At 61.8% G+C, this 14,302-nt stretch carries 17 protein-coding genes; 9 read left to right on the forward strand and 8 right to left on the reverse strand.

Going from position 1 to position 14,302, the window contains the following annotated elements; all coding sequences use genetic code 11:
• On the reverse strand, positions 1–609 hold a 609-nt coding region (locus DK366_RS15260; protein ID WP_157956570.1), incomplete at its 3' end, for a hypothetical protein.
• A 77-nt stretch (positions 610–686) separates the two neighbouring features.
• Positions 687–1,361: a hypothetical protein gene (locus DK366_RS15265; protein WP_157956571.1), complete on the reverse strand. Its 675-nt coding sequence runs from the start codon at positions 1,359–1,361 to the stop codon at positions 687–689.
• Positions 1,362–1,687: 326 nt separating this feature from the next.
• On the opposite strand from DK366_RS15265, the gene DK366_RS15270 reads away from it, so the two are divergent.
• Together DK366_RS15270 and DK366_RS15275 are read left to right on the forward strand one after the other, a co-directional pair.
• On the forward strand, positions 1,688–2,407 hold the full coding sequence (locus DK366_RS15270) for a glutathione S-transferase C-terminal domain-containing protein (protein WP_198651581.1): 720 nt from the start codon (positions 1,688–1,690) through the stop codon (positions 2,405–2,407).
• An 81-nt stretch (positions 2,408–2,488) separates the two neighbouring features.
• Positions 2,489–3,040 (forward strand): hypothetical protein, encoded by a 552-nt coding sequence (locus DK366_RS15275; RefSeq protein WP_109126426.1) that lies wholly within the window; start codon positions 2,489–2,491, stop codon positions 3,038–3,040.
• A gap of 26 nt (positions 3,041–3,066) precedes the next feature.
• On the opposite strand, the gene DK366_RS15280 is transcribed toward DK366_RS15275, so the two are convergent.
• Positions 3,067–3,630 carry an Lrp/AsnC family transcriptional regulator gene (locus tag DK366_RS15280; protein ID WP_232821069.1) on the reverse strand — a complete coding sequence of 188 codons (564 nt, stop codon included), beginning with the start codon at positions 3,628–3,630 and terminating at the stop codon, positions 3,067–3,069.
• A 35-nt stretch (positions 3,631–3,665) separates the two neighbouring features.
• Here DK366_RS15280 and DK366_RS15285 point away from each other — a divergent pair, with 35 nt between their 5' ends.
• Positions 3,666–4,337, forward strand: coding sequence for a glutathione S-transferase family protein (locus DK366_RS15285; protein WP_109126428.1), 672 nt, complete (start codon positions 3,666–3,668; stop codon positions 4,335–4,337).
• Positions 4,318–4,521, forward strand: a complete 204-nt coding sequence (locus DK366_RS15290) for a hypothetical protein (RefSeq protein ID WP_109126429.1) — start codon at positions 4,318–4,320, stop codon at positions 4,519–4,521. Before DK366_RS15285 ends, DK366_RS15290 begins: the two co-directional genes overlap by 20 nt.
• An 18-nt stretch (positions 4,522–4,539) precedes the next feature.
• On the opposite strand, the gene DK366_RS15295 is transcribed toward DK366_RS15290, so the two are convergent.
• Both DK366_RS15295 and DK366_RS15300 read right to left on the reverse strand, forming a co-directional pair.
• Complete coding sequence (locus tag DK366_RS15295; protein WP_109126430.1) at positions 4,540–4,884, reverse strand: FxLYD domain-containing protein; 345 nt, start codon at positions 4,882–4,884, stop codon at positions 4,540–4,542.
• A 120-nt stretch (positions 4,885–5,004) separates the two neighbouring features.
• Positions 5,005–5,517: an N-acetyltransferase gene (locus DK366_RS15300; protein WP_109126431.1), complete on the reverse strand. Its 513-nt coding sequence runs from the start codon at positions 5,515–5,517 to the stop codon at positions 5,005–5,007.
• Positions 5,518–5,654: 137 nt separating this feature from the next.
• On the opposite strand from DK366_RS15300, the gene DK366_RS15305 reads away from it, so the two are divergent.
• From DK366_RS15305 to tehA, 3 genes are all read left to right on the forward strand, one after another.
• Positions 5,655–6,284 carry a methyltransferase domain-containing protein gene (locus tag DK366_RS15305; RefSeq protein ID WP_109126432.1) on the forward strand — a complete coding sequence of 210 codons (630 nt, stop codon included), beginning with the start codon at positions 5,655–5,657 and terminating at the stop codon, positions 6,282–6,284.
• Position 6,285: 1 nt separating this feature from the next.
• Positions 6,286–7,209, forward strand: a complete 924-nt coding sequence (locus DK366_RS15310) for a flavin reductase (RefSeq protein WP_109126433.1) — start codon at positions 6,286–6,288, stop codon at positions 7,207–7,209.
• Between the two features lie 134 nt (positions 7,210–7,343).
• Positions 7,344–8,333 (forward strand): dicarboxylate transporter/tellurite-resistance protein TehA, encoded by a 990-nt coding sequence (gene tehA, locus DK366_RS15315; RefSeq protein ID WP_109126434.1) that lies wholly within the window; start codon positions 7,344–7,346, stop codon positions 8,331–8,333.
• 42 nt (positions 8,334–8,375) lie between these two features.
• Here the strand turns inward: tehA and DK366_RS21430 are convergent, their stop codons facing one another.
• Positions 8,376–9,233 carry a GAF domain-containing protein gene (locus tag DK366_RS21430; RefSeq protein WP_198651582.1) on the reverse strand — a complete coding sequence of 286 codons (858 nt, stop codon included), beginning with the start codon at positions 9,231–9,233 and terminating at the stop codon, positions 8,376–8,378.
• Positions 9,234–9,602: 369 nt separating this feature from the next.
• Here DK366_RS21430 and DK366_RS15325 point away from each other — a divergent pair, with 369 nt between their 5' ends.
• A complete protein-coding gene (locus DK366_RS15325) occupies positions 9,603–10,535 on the forward strand; it encodes a transporter (RefSeq protein WP_109126435.1) in 933 nt (310 codons plus the stop codon).
• 1,034 nt (positions 10,536–11,569) lie between these two features.
• Complete coding sequence (locus tag DK366_RS15340) at positions 11,570–12,640, forward strand: serine hydrolase domain-containing protein (protein ID WP_109126438.1); 1,071 nt, start codon at positions 11,570–11,572, stop codon at positions 12,638–12,640.
• Positions 12,641–12,663: 23 nt separating this feature from the next.
• Here the strand turns inward: DK366_RS15340 and DK366_RS15345 are convergent, their stop codons facing one another.
• Together DK366_RS15345 and DK366_RS15350 are read right to left on the reverse strand one after the other, a co-directional pair.
• Entirely contained in the window at positions 12,664–13,359 is a 696-nt protein-coding gene (locus tag DK366_RS15345) for a dienelactone hydrolase family protein (RefSeq protein WP_109126439.1), read from the reverse strand.
• 80 nt (positions 13,360–13,439) lie between these two features.
• Positions 13,440–14,297 carry an alpha/beta hydrolase gene (locus DK366_RS15350; protein WP_109126440.1) on the reverse strand — a complete coding sequence of 286 codons (858 nt, stop codon included), beginning with the start codon at positions 14,295–14,297 and terminating at the stop codon, positions 13,440–13,442.
• Between the last annotated feature and the right edge of the window lie 5 nt (positions 14,298–14,302).

Genomic DNA, 14,302 nt, shown 5'->3' on the forward strand with positions numbered 1-14,302 from the left:
CCGACCCCCACCCCCCTCCGCCGGCGGCTGGTGGGCTCGGAGAGGGGTATAAGAGACAGCAACCCATTCGCGCGGCCCATTGGTCCGATATAAAAAGCCGCTCGGAGCCCTGTCTTGAATCACCTTGGTTAGCTGCGATACACCCATAAATCCGGTGTAGACGGCGAACACCAAAGCGCCTTTTTTATCGCGACAAACCACGGTCTGCCCACCCTTCCTATCGGTGATCACCCTAAGGAAAGCCAGGCTTTCATAGGGGAAGTGTCTAACCCGAAAGAGAGATTTCACGTTCAACCCTTCGGAACTAGTCACGATGCGATAGCTATTGAGATAGGCGAACGCAACCAAAGAGAAGGCCAATGGAATTGCAAAGCCTATTACTGCAGATAGCTTAGCTGCGCCATCAGCTGAAGCTCCAAAGTAGAAGAACAGGCCAAAACCAAGAAACACCATGGCGGAAACCAGTACGGCTCCAAGCGTACCCTTGCTGTACCTGAACTCGTCGCCGCCCTCCCATCCCCTCGCAGCAATGAAGTTCAAGGCGAAGAGAACCATAGATAGCGAAGCGGCGGTCAGAAAATAAACGGGTATAGCCGTTTGGACAATCATGCCAAGGCTGCTCTATTGAGTTAGTTGCCGGGATATTTTTCTGGTGAACAGATGCAGATGAATATCCCACGTTTTCGTCACTGACTATCTTTCGCCGCATGCATACGCCGCACACGCACGGTGCTTCCACCTTCGTAGGTCACCACATAAGTGGAACCTTCGTGCGTTTGCTGCACCACTTGCACGGGGTCGGCCAGGATGGCTTTCTTCAGCACGTCCTGGTTGTAGGCCGCCAGTTCACCGGTGGGGATGAGCATCAACGGTGGGCTGACCTGCTGGAAGGTGGTGAAGTGGTTGCCGCATTTGGTTCGGGTGGTGTCGTCCCTGGACGACGGCTGGCTGCAACTGAGTCCGGTGAGTGCCGGCAGGCGTTTCAGCCAGATGAAGTATTTGTTCTCGTGAGTGATCCAGACGCGGTTGCGTCGGGTGTCGTCGCCGCCGATGCCGTCGGAACTCCAGAAGCGGACGAGTGAGGCCTCGTGACAGTCCGCAGACGCGCACTCCTGCAATATCAGGTATTCGTTGTCCTGCAGATGGACAGGCTCGATGCTGAGGATGTCGTCCGTGACCAGCGCCTGCGCGGGGAACACCACGGAGGGCATGCGTGGATCGACCTTGAAGTCGCCGGAAATCAGATAGCCGCCGTGCAGGGACGAGTACGGCGCAGTCACATTGACGGCAGGGAGATTGGTCTGTGCCGATGCGACGAAACTCGCCAGCATCAACGCTCCCGAGCTTAGAATTTGTTTCATCCACCCTCCCAACTTTGCATGAGGCAAGAACCATCCCTGGAGACCCATCGTAGCCGGTGTCGTACGCCGGCATACATCTCACTTCCCCGTGAGCCTTCCGGTGGCATGACTACTGGTAACGCTCGCAACACGCAAAGGTAAACGCGGTTACTCCGCCGGCTTGGCGCCACCGTGCGTATCCGCAAGTGAGCAGGGCTGCCCTGTGGCATCCTCTCGATGACTGAAAGGTCCTTCGCGGCGTCGGGAAATAGGCCGCCTGATTGCCTCGGCGCGCCGAGCGCCCTGTGTGACACACCACTGACTTACGCTTCGCAAGGCACGACCCGATGACATTGCCCATTCTCTACGCGTATCCCGACCTGTTCGGCGTTGCGGACAACAACCCGTTCGGCCTGAAGGTGTATGCCTTCATGCGCTTGTGCGACATGTCGTTCGAACATCGCCACATCCTGGATACCAAGCAGGCACCGCGCGGGCAGCTGCCTTACCTGGTCGATGGCGACGAGAGCATTGGCGACAGCGACGCCATCATTGCGTACCTGAAGCAGCACTATGGTTTGCCTATCGATACCGGTCTTACGCGCGCACAGCAAAGCCTGGACTTTCTTCTGCGCCGCACGCTCGATGACTTGTACTGGCCCATGAGCTATTCGCGCTGGAAGGACGATCGCTACTGGCCGCTGTTCTGCAACGCCCTGCTTGCCACGCACGGCGAGCTGACCGAAGGCGACCTTGCGGCTGCACGCGAATACAACGCGCTGCGTTATCACTATCAAGGCATCGGTCGTTACGAGCCCGCGCAGGTGTACGAGCGAGGTATCGCCGACTTGCGCGTGGTGAGCGATGCCTTGGGCAAGCGCGACTTTCTGTTCGGCGACGCGCCACGATCTATCGATGCGGCCATCTATGGCTTTGTGGCCAATATCTACTTCTACGACATCGATACACCGCTGAAGCAATTCGTGCTGTCGCGCCCTCACCTGGTTCGGCATTGTGAGGCGATACACGCCAAGGTGTCCTCCAGCAGGGCTTTTGACGCGGCTTAATCGCTCTTGGCGGCGCGAAATACGGCCGCTGGGAGCATCAGGACACATGACGCAGGGATGGCATTCTTCCGGAGATGATCCATGGGCATGTTGCTCGCCTTTGCACCCTTTATTGTCTTTGCCGTACTCGACCGCCTGGTGGGCTCGCTCTGGGGGCTGGCTGCGGCGACCGCCGTGTCTGCGGTGCTGTTGCTGCGCGATGTACTCACGCCAGGCAAGCAACCCAAGATCCTTGAAATGGGCACATTCGTGCTGTTCGGCGGCCTTACTGTTTACCTGTGGCTGATGGGCGCGAGTCTTTCCGTCATCGGCGTACGAGTGTGCGTGGATGCCGGCCTGCTGCTGATCGTGCTGGCATCCATGGCGCTGCGCACGCCGTTCACGCTGCAATACGCGAAGGAACAGGTCCCAGCCGAGCTGTGGAACACGCCAACGTTCCTGCACACCAATTACGTGATCAGCGGTGCCTGGGCCTTGGCCTTTGCGGTGATGGTTGTCGCGGAACTTGCGCTGATCTACATGCCGCAGATGCCGCACCGCGCGGGCGTCATCGTGATCGTGATTGCGCTGGTGGGTGCGTTCAAGTTTACGGGCTGGTACCCCACCCGCGTTCGCGGATCGAACGCGACGTAATGCAGACGCGGCGTCGCTTCACCGGGTCAATCGTGTGAGGCATCCAGCGGCACCAGCATGCCGCGCTTGATCGTGCCCAGCGCCACGCGGGTCTTAAAGCGGCGCACGTTGGCGTTGTCAGCCACCATGCGTTGCATGAGCGCCTCGAAGTCGTCCACATCGCGGGCCACGATAACCAGCACGTAGTCGCCGGCACCGGTGACGTACCACGCCTCCTGCACGCACGGCTCGGCGACAATCCATTGCTTCAGGCTGGCGAGCAGTTCGGGGCGCTCTCGCTCAACCTCGATGTCCACGATCATCGTCAAGGGCCGCCCTACCCGCTTGGCGTCGACCACGGCCACTTCGGCGGTGATGACGCCTTCGTCGCGCATGCGCGCTATGCGCCGCTGCACGGCGGAGGCGGAAAGACCGACATCCGTGCCGATCAATTCGGCCGCGCGACGGGCATCCTTTTGAAGGATGGCAAGAATGCGTCGATCGAGTTTGTCCAGTTCACCAGGCACCAGCGATAAACCCTTTCTTGGCGAGGAAAAGATGCGCCAGGACGCCCACACTTGCGGGCTGGCCGCGCCAGCGGAACCTAGCATAAGCGCACCCAAGCAACGCAAGGTGCGGTCGATCCATGAAGCTGCTCTATCAGTCCCACTCGCCCTATGCGCGGAAGGTGCTCGTGTTTGCCCACGAAGTGGGTTTGGCCGGCCAAATCCAGGTGGTCCACCACGACACCAGCCCGACACTGCGCAACCACGACGTGTTCGCGCTCAACCCGCTGGGCAAGGTGCCGGTGCTGGTTTGCGACGACGAGACCGTGCTGTTCGATTCCAGCGTGATCTGCGAATACCTGGATGGCCTGCATGGCGGGCGCAAGCTGTTCCCTTCCACGCCAGCCAACCGCTTTCGCGCCTTGCGCAACCAGGCTGTTGCCATGGGACTGGCGGATGCGGGTATTGCGGTGCGCTGGGAGGCGGAGCGCCGCCCGGAAGCCCTGCGCTGGCCCGCCATGCGGGACGGCCATCTCGCCAAGGTCGTGGGCGCCTGCGACTATCTGGAAACCCAGATCGGCGCGGGCGTGCATGTGGATATTGGCGATGTAGCGCTGGCTACCGCGCTCAGCTGGATCGCATTCCGCAACGTGTACGACTTCCAGGCAGGCCGGCCGCGTCTATCGGCGTGGTATGAGCGCATGTGTGCCCGCGCGTCGATGCGGGCGACGCCACTGCACGGCGACACCGTCGATGGCCCGCAGGATGCATCGACCACGCAAGGAGCGCCCCATGCCGTCGCCATGGATTGACCTGCTCGGCCTGCACGGTTACCTCACCGACGTTGAGCTGCTCCGTCGACTGGCGTCCATCGAAAAGGTGAAGCCCCCCGCGCCAACGCGTGACAAGCCACCGCACTCCCCGCCGATGCAACGCATCGTGGCAACGGTGCGTCTGTGCCTGGGTATTGGCGATGGACTGTTGCGCACCCAGTAACGCTGGGTGCCGGCAGGGTCAGCGCGCTTCGACGTGCAACAAGCGGGCGCGGCTCACGTTGCCGCGCGCGTAGGCATGGAATTTCCACGTCTGGCCAGGCCCGAGCCCGCGTACCGTGTCGGTGGCATTTCCAATGGCGCGGCCCCGGGCGTCGAACAGCCGGAAGCTGACGCGCGCGGAATGAAGCGGCGCGCGGCCCGTGTTCGTCAACGTGCCCACCACCTTGTTGCGGCCCGGCGTTACGTCGCGCTCCACGCGATACGAACCCATCCGCACCACATGCTTCGGCGAAGTCACGGCAGCTGCCGGCGACGCCACACCCAATCCAAGCAACATCAACAACAGGGTCGAACGAAATTTCATCGTGTACTTCTGGACAGATCGAGACGGACAAGCGCGCTAGCTTAGCCGCACGAGCGGTGTTTTCGCAGGCCCTCGCGCGGAATCTGCGAACCAGCAGGAAGAAACGAAAACGCGACGATGTCAGCTGGGCCCGGTGGCTTGAAAAGCCTCGTGGTAGCTGACAGTCGCCCTGGGTACCGGCCCCGAAAAGACCAGCGACTGGAAGTACTCCGGCGGCACGCCCGGCAGCACCAGGGTGGGGTTGGCCCGGAAACCGAAGCGTGCGTAGTAACCGGGATCGCCCAGGACCACGCAACCCGTGGCAGCCTCCTTGCGCAAGGTGTCCAGCGCCGCGTGGATCAACCCCGCGCCAATCCCTTCACTCTGTCGCTCCGGCAGTACCGATACCGGGCCCAGTCCGTACCAGCCGTGGCTGCCATCGGACAGCGTCACCGGCGAGATGGCGACGTGCCCCACCACCTCGCCTTTGTCGTCGGCCACCAGCGACAAGGTGAGCTGGCCGGCTTCGCGCAAGGCGTCGTTGATGAACTGCTCCGTGTGGGAGGTGTGTGCGGCATGGCGGAATGCCTCCGTCGTCAGCGCATGGATGGCGACGATATCTGCGGTGGTTTCCGGGCGGATGAAAAGGGTCATGGCGAATCTCCCGAGCCGGGGCAAAGGATACAGCCGCCCCTCGCGGAACGCGCTTTACACAACCGCCAGGCACCGAACAGGCACTCACCAAAGGCAGATATGCCCACTGGATATCGAATCGCAGGCCTTTGGACCCCATGCATACCGGCGCGCAGTATCACGACTTCATGCTTGGCTCGGCGCCAGACCAACGGGTGCGCGAGCGGTTCCAGAAGACGGCTTTGAGCTTGCTGCCAGCGGGCGCCACCGTGCTCGATTTCGGCGCGGGCACGGGCATTGATGCCAGGGCGTACGCTGCCCAGGGACATCCCACCTATGTGTACGAGCCCTCGGATGCCATGCGCGATTACCTGTCGCAGCATTGCCAGAGCGAGATCGCGCAGAAATCCATCGTGCCCGTTGCGCTTCCGCTTGCATGCGACGTACATGCAGTCACTGCGAATTTCGCGGTGCTCAACCACATCGTGGACCCACGGCAGCTGTTCGAGGATCTCTCGCACATCGTGCCGTCGGGCGGCTTTGTCCTGGCGAGCATGCTCAACCCGTATTACCTGGGCGACGCGCGCTATCGCTGGTGGCGCGCCAACGCATGGAAGCTGATGCGCCACGGCCGCTACGCCATCGAAAGCGAAAGCCGTATCCACCGCTTTGCGCCAAGACTCATGGCCCGCGCAGCGTTGCCGCACTTTCGCTTCGAGCGCCTGATGCCGGGTGGCCTGGGCATGGCCACGCAGCTCTACATGTTTCTTCTGTTCCGGCGCACCTGACATGTGGAAGGACTGGATACGACCGCTGGTACGTCCGTTGCCGCAATGGTCGACCATCGCCATGGCGCCACCGCAGGCCGTGGTCGGTGCCACGTTGCGTTGGGAAGGCGGCATCGCCGACGTGACAAACGATCACACCGTGGCGTCGCTCAAGCCGCTGGTGGTGGCAACGAGCATCGATGCCGGGTTGCATCCCACGCTGGAATACCGTGACAGCACGAGCGGCAAGCTCATCGGTGCGCTCAAGCTTTCACGCATGGCTTCGGTGGTATCGGATGGCGCGTCTGTGGCGGTCTACCACGTGGTGGCGGGCGAACATCGCTGTCTAGGCTGGCCGCGCCGCCCATGGAATGCGTGGCTGCAAAACCGACTGATGTTGAAGCATCCCTCGGCACAGCATGCGCTGATGGCCCCCAGCGCCGTGCAGCAACTGATGATTGCCTACCTGTGCCCGCGTCCGGTGGTGCTTGTCTCGGTGGATACGGAAGACCATCGCAACATGTTTCCCATGGACCTGATCGGCCCACTCGGCCACGACGGGCTGTTCTCGCTGGCATTGCGCAGCACCAACGTGTCCGCCACCGTGATGCTGCAATCGCGGCGCGTGGCGCTATCCAGCATCCCTGCCGCCATGAAGGCCACGGTCTACAAGCTCAGCGAGCATCACCGGCTGCCGTTGACCGACTGGCAGTCGCTGCCCCTCGCCGTTCGGCCATCCAGAACGTTTGGCATCCCCGTGGTGGCGGATGCGTTGCGCGTGCATGAGCTGGCGATTGAACACGCCCAGGAGATCGGTTCGCACACGTTCTTCCTTGGCCGCATCGTTTCGGAAGAGCGGCGCGTGGATGGTCATCAGCTCCACCACACGCCCGGATTCCATCAGGTGTTCCGCCGGCGGCACCACGCCCCGTTCGCTGAGATCTGATCCTCGCGGCACAAGGCCCCGACTGCGGGCGTCGATCAGGGCCGGGTTGCCAGTGTTCACTCCCCTTGGGGCTGGCGGGAGACACCTGCAGTCGCGCACTATGGGCGCCATCGCAGCCCAACCCGAGCGACGCCATGACTTCGCAGACCCGGCTACCGATCGTCCCTGCCAGTTTCTTTGGCATCGTGCTTGGCATCGCCGGCTTGGGCGGCGCATGGCGCGTGGCGCACCGAGTATGGCAACTGCCCGCCATGGTGGGCGAGGTGCTGATGTTGCTGGCGACCCTGGTCTGGGCCACCCTGCTGGCCCTCTATGTGGCCAAATGGATCGTGGCCCGATCCCATGCCACCACCGAGCTTGGCCATCCCATCCAGTGCTGTTTCGTGGGACTGATCGGCGTGACCACCATGCTGATCGCCGTGGCCGCGCTGCCCTATTCCCACGACGCCGCCATGGCCCTGTTCGTGTTGGGTGCGATTTACACCGTGGCGTTCGCTGTCTGGCGTACAGGCGGCCTGTGGCAAGGCGGCCGGGATACGGCACACACCACGGCAGTGCTTTATCTGCCCACCGTGGCGGGCTCCTTCGTGACCGCAGCCGTGTCCGCCGCACTCGGCTATGCGGGCTGGGGTGAACTGGCGTTCGGAGCAGGCATGTTTTCCTGGCTTGCCATCGAGTCGGTGCTGCTGCATCGCCTCTACACCGCCGAAGCGCTGCCGCTGGCCATCCGTCCCACTATCGGCATCCAGCTGGCACCGCCTCTCGTGGGCTCGCTGGCGTACCTGAATCTCACCGAAGGTTTGCCCAACCTGTTCGTGCACGCGTTGCTGGGCTACGGCTTGCTGCAGGCGCTTATCCTGCTGCGCATGCTGCCGTGGATCAGGGCCCAGCCGTTCTCGGCCGGCTATTGGGGTTTCACCTTCGGCGTCACCGCGCTGGCTACGGCGCCTTTGCGCTTGATCGAGCGCGGCGACACGGGCCCGATCGCGCTGCTTGCGCCGTACCTGTTCATTGGCGGAAACATCGTCGTGGTGCTGATGATGGTGCTGACGTTGAAGTTGCTGCTTCAGGGAAAACTGGTGCCGCCGCCTCCGCAGCCGCAGCCGGTCAGCCCTTCTCCCTGAGGCTTGGCGCACACGCGGTATCGAGCTGCATGCGACACGCAGTCAACGTGTCGGCAACCATCCAGACGCTTCAGCCGCGGCCCTGTCTATCGCCTCGCCAATGGCCCGCGCATAGCGCTCAAGCGTCTCGACCACGTCCGGGGTGAGATGCCTGGGCAACGGATCGACCGCGCACAACGTGCCGAAGAACTCGCCATTGGCGCGATAGATGGGCACGGAGATGTAACTCTCGAACCCGTACAGCGCTGGTGTCGGATGCGTTGAAAACACCGGATGCGTGCTGGCGTGGTTGAAGGTTACCGTCTGCCCGTGCAGGCGTATTTCGTTGCAGATGGTGGTTTCGAGCGCAAGGTCCTGGCCGGCACGCAATCCGAAGTTGATGGTGTCGTACACCGCGCAGGCGGTCCATCGTGTATCGGTAACGCGGGCCACGGTGGCGAAGCGCATGCCGGTTTCACGCGACACCGATTCCAGGATCGATGCGACCGCGGGCATGTGCGCCACCAGGTTCACGTCACGCACGGCGGCTGCGTTTTCTGCATCCGCAGGCGCACCTACTTCCGCTTGCGACAGCCGGTTGATCACACGTCGCTGCAGGCTGATACGCGATACCCGATGCACAAAGTTCCGCAATGCGACGGTCAGCGTGCGCAATTGCGCGAATGAACCCGTGACGACCAGGCAGCGGGCATCGATACGCACATCCTGCAACTGATGTTCCAGCCGGAATTCATCCACCTCGGAAGCGAACGCCTCCACCCAGTAGTAATCCGGTCGATTGCTCAGGAACACCACCATGGCCACGGTGCCGCCGTCGTCGCTCTCGGGCGACGAGGGCATGTCGAAACCGGCAACGGATGGCGGCCACGGATACTCGACCGAAGAATTCTGCATGGCCATGAGATATGCCCTCCCCGCTGCGCGCCCGTTGTGCAGTATGCGTCAAGCCGCACCATTCGTGGCAGCTTCTTCGACTGCTTCGTGGCGCGGTTTCGACACTGCAACATTTGCGTTACAGCCTGGGGAAAAGTGCCCTCTCCGTGGCGGCGCACCGGCATCTGACAGTGCCCGGCGTGTACTCGCCCGCAGCGACTCCCGTCGGCAAGGCAGCCGCTCAAACTAGGTAGATTTACGGAAGCCCTGTGTCGATTTCTACGGATGCGCAGCCGCCGCCCGTTGCCCAATCTATGACCCGCATGCCACACGCGCTGCGGTTGCCGGCGGCGGTCCGCCCGGCTCGCTCCATGTCGTCTCACCAGCCCTGGATGTATGCGGCCACACGCCCTTTATCTATCCGTGCTGTCGTGCGTTGCCGCCCTGGGCTGCGTGCCTTTCTGCGCACAAGCCACCGAGGGTGCCAGTGGCATGTACCTGCTGGGTGCCCAGTCGCTGGACGCCGGGATCAGCCCGCCGCCAGGCTGGTACTTCGGCATCGCCGCCGCGCAGTACACGGGTTCGGTGGGCGGTGCTATCCAGGGTGGCGTAAGGGTGGCTGAGCTGGACAAGCGTGCCGACAGCCTGACAGGCGTGCTGCTGTTCGCGCCGAAGACCCGGGTACTGGGTGGCCAACTGGTGCTCTCTGTCGCCACGCCTTACGCGTACCTGCGACTGGAGGGCCAGATCACCAGCCCGGTCGTTCGGCAACGGGCGGTGAGCGGCACGGGCAAAGGCGACACGGCCCTGGGCGCCCGCCTGGGCTGGCACGTGGGCTCCTCGTTCTGGCACGCCATCGCACTCAGCGCGTGGGCGCCCACCGGTGACTATCAGAAGGGCTTCACGCCATCGATAGGGCACGACCGTTGGGCAGGTGATGTGTCCTGGTCCATGACCTATGCCCCCGGCAACCATCGTACCGAAATGTCGGCCGTCATCGGCTACGACATCAACAGCCCCAACGACGCCACGCACTACCGCAGTGGCAACGAAGTGCACGTGGAACTGGGCATCGGTCGGCGCTTCACACCCCAACTGGAAGTGGGACTGGCAGGCTACGCGTATCGCCAGGTCACGGCCGACAGTGGTTCAGGAGCGTTTTTGGGGTCGTTGAAGGGACGTGTTTACGGCGTGGGCCCTGCCCTCAACTACAACACGAAGCTGGGCGGCCACGGCATCGTATTGCTCGCTCGCTATTACACCGAGTTCGATGCGAAGCGACACTTTGAGGGCAACCTTGCGCTGGTGTCGGCGACGTTGCGTTTCTAAAGCTAGCACCACGCGTCCATCGTGCGCACGACGATCAGCGATGTCGTGCCATCACTCCGGCTCCCGTCGCGCAGGTGATGGCGCAGCGATGGCGTCGCACAGATGTCCCATGTGACTGTGGAACCCTAGTTAATCAGGCGACCGGTCACTCAACGAACGGGTAACGGCGATAAACGCGACCAGGGCGCCAAATATCATCCAAAGCCACCCTCCACTGGCCGATGCGAGGAGGTCACTTTGAAGCTGGGTGATATAGACGAAGTTACCGTGATTGTCGAAAGGAATGACATGGTCGGGCGGGGATGGCCGTGAGGGGCTTTGGACTATCACGTACAACAACGCATTCCAGCCGACAATGAAACTGGTGCCGATCACGATAGAAGTCAGGAACAAAGCATTCCAGAGTCTTTTTGATCCTATTCGTCGCACATCAACCTCGTTCTGCGAATGTCTTCTTCGGACCCAAAACAGCCCAAGTCAGGCAGCCTGCGTTACTCAATGTCACCCTGCTCAGAGTCATCGTCTTCGCTCATCAGGCGACTTAGGTCCTCGGGCTTCATCCGCTTCAGTTTCCCCTCCAAATCCCGGTCATATTGACGGTCATTGGGCTCAACTCCGCGCTGCGCCTTCCGCTGGTACTGCTGGAGAAAGGTGCCAATGTTGGCGCGTATCCACTTCTTCCGTCCGCCGGACATCATCCCCCACCTTCCCCGATCTCCGCGCCAACCCGAGATCGCCACGTCCGCTTTGGATCGAATGCGGAACCTGGCTTTCGCCCCGTTTCGCATCTTAGTGCAATCCGGCGTAAAGCCTTCCCAAGGAAGGTCACCGGCACAAGGCGGTACCCGGGAAAAATGGCTGAGCCGCGATTCATCCCCGCCCTGTCCCGGTTCGTCGCACCCAGGCCGCTTTCGTCGCAAGGTACGTGGAGTGCGGTCGCGGGCTGGCTAAGCTCGATGTGATCGCCCGAATCGGCCGGCCCCATCTTGAATGCGCGCCACGATTCGCCCGCCATATCTGACCGGGGTTGAATTATGCGATGCATCGTCGCGCTTGCTTGCCTGCTGTGCTCCGCCCGCCTGTTCGCCCAGACCGATAGCGTGGCGGACTTTATCGACGGGTATGCGAACGCACACCACTACAGCGGATCGATCATGGTGCAGTGGCACGATGGGTCGCGCCTGGTCCGAAGCTACGGGCTTGCCAGCATTCCTTTTCGCGTTGCGAATACGCCACAGACGCGATTCAAGATCGCCTCCGTCACCAAGCTTTTCACGTCGGCATTGATTCTGCAGCTGGTGGAACAACACCGGATCGACCTCGATCAGCCCATCAAGACCTATCTGCCGGACTACGCGGGCGAAGCGGGCAGCAAGGTGACGATCCAGCAGTTGCTCCATCACACGTCGGGCCTGCCGAGTTTTGACGCCGTCACCGACCAGGCCACGGCACTGAAGGATGGCATTCCCATCTATCAACTACCGCACACCAGCCATCAATTGCTGACGCAGTTCAGCAGCGGCAAGCTGGTCAGCACGCCTGGCGAAAAATTCAACTACAACAATGCCGATTATGTGGTGCTCGGTGAGATCATCGCGCGCCTGTATGGCCAGCCGTACGAGCAGGTGTTGAAGGAGCGTATCCTCGATCCGCTGCACATGATCGACAGCGGCGTGCTTCATCATGGCGACATCGTGGACCGGCTCGCCGATACCTACTGGTATCCCGACGATAGAAAAGTCCTTTCCCGCGACCTGCCGGCGTATCCGGAAAACTGGTACGCCGCCGGCGCCATGTATTCCACCACGGGTGATCTGCTGAAGTTTGCCGACGCCCTGTTCAATGGCCGGCTTATTGCACCCGCCACGCTGCAGCAGATGATCAAGCCCGGACTGGACGAATACGGCGACGGCATGTGGTCGTACCAACTCACGGCCAACGGCACCAAACATCCCGTCATCAAGCGCCCCGGACTCATCATGGGTGCCCAGGCGCAGTTCCTCCACGTGATGGACCAGGACATCACCATCGTCATGCTGGGCAACACCAGCGTGGTCGATTCCGATGCCTGGGTGGAGGACATCGCCAAGCGCGCCATGCATTGAGCCGACGCAGATTCCTGCAGGCTCTAACCCAGGAATTGATGCAGGAACGCGTAGGTTCGGCCGTTGGCGAGCTTTGCCGCGTCGGCGTCGTAATGCACACCGGTATGCCTGGCGAACGCATGGCTGCAACCGGGGTACGCGTAAAAGGTCACGTTGGGCTTGCCTTCCAGCGCCGCCTTGATCTTGGCCTGCGCGTCGGGCGGGATGAATTCGTCGTCCGTGCCCTGGTGCATGATCAAGGGAGAGTGCAAGGTGTCGGCATCCTTCAAGTGGTTTTGCGTGCCGCCGCCGTAGTAGACAACGGCCGCATCCACCTTGGAACGCGCGGCGGTGAGGAAGGTCATCAGGCCACCCAGGCAGTAACCCATCACGCCGACTTTGCCGTTGCTCTCCGGCAACGCACGGCCCATGGCGACCACGGCTTCCACATCACCTACGCCCTGGTCGAAATCGTAGGCGTCATACAGGCCCAGACCCTTCTTCCATTCGGCCTCCGACCAGTGATTGAGGTCGAGTCCACGTTCCTTTCGCCAGAACAGTTCGGGCGCCAGCGCAATGAAGCCCTGGTCCGCCAGTTCGCGACACGACTGCCGCATGTCGTTGTTGACGCCAAATACTTCGTGCAGCAGCACGACGACGGGCGCGGGTGTGGCAGCGGGCCATTCGATGTAGACAGAGAACGTACCTTCCGGCGTACGAAGATCGCGATACTCACTCATGGAAGCTCTCCCAAGGCCAGGATTTCGGTTCACGCGGCCCCGGGCGCATTCGCCCAAGGCCGCGATGGATTCATCCCTGATCAGCTTTTCAGGAACGCCAACAGATCCTTGTTGATCACCTCCGCATGCGTGGTCGGCATGCCATGCGGAAAACCCGGATACGACTTCAGCGTGCCCTTCTTCAGCAACTTCACCGACTTGGCGCCCGTCACGGCGAACGGTGCGATCTGATCGTCCTCGCCATGCATCACGAGCACGGGAATGTCGATGATCTTCAGGTCGTCGAAAAACTCCGTCTCGGAAAACACCTTGATGCAGTCGTAGTGGGCCTTGATGCCGCCCATCATTCCCTGCCGCCACCAGTTCTGGCGAATGCCTTCGGATATGTTCGCACCCGGTCGGTTGTAACCATAGAAAGGAATGGTGATGTCCTGGTAGAACTGGGACCGATGATTCGCCGTGCCGTCGCGAATGGCATCGATGGCTTCCTTAGGAACGCCATCCGGATTCTTGTCGGACTTCATCAGGGTGGGCGGAATGGCGCTGATGATGACGGCCTTGACGGCGCGGCCATTCGCATGGCGGGCGACATACCGGATCACCTCACCGCCACCCGTGGAGTGCCCGATGTGTACGGCATTCTTCAGGTCGAGCGCCGTCACCAGTTCGGCCACGTCGGCCGCATAGGTGTCCATATCGTTGCCGTTGACGGTCTGCGTGGAACGGCCATGTCCCCGGCGATCATGCGCAATCACCCGGTAGCCCTGGGCGAGGAAAAACATCAGCTGGGCGTCCCAGTCGTCGGCCGACAGCGGCCAGCCGTGGTGGAACACCAGGGGCTGACCTGTTCCCCAGTCCTTGTAAAAGATCTCCGTCCCGTCCGTGGTCGTGATATACGAACTACCGGCGCTAGCCTCTTTCGTGCGGTTCTGAGCCATGTCGA

This window comes from Dyella sp. C11, from assembly GCF_003121485.1.
Classification (GTDB): Bacteria; Pseudomonadota; Gammaproteobacteria; order Xanthomonadales; family Rhodanobacteraceae; genus Dyella.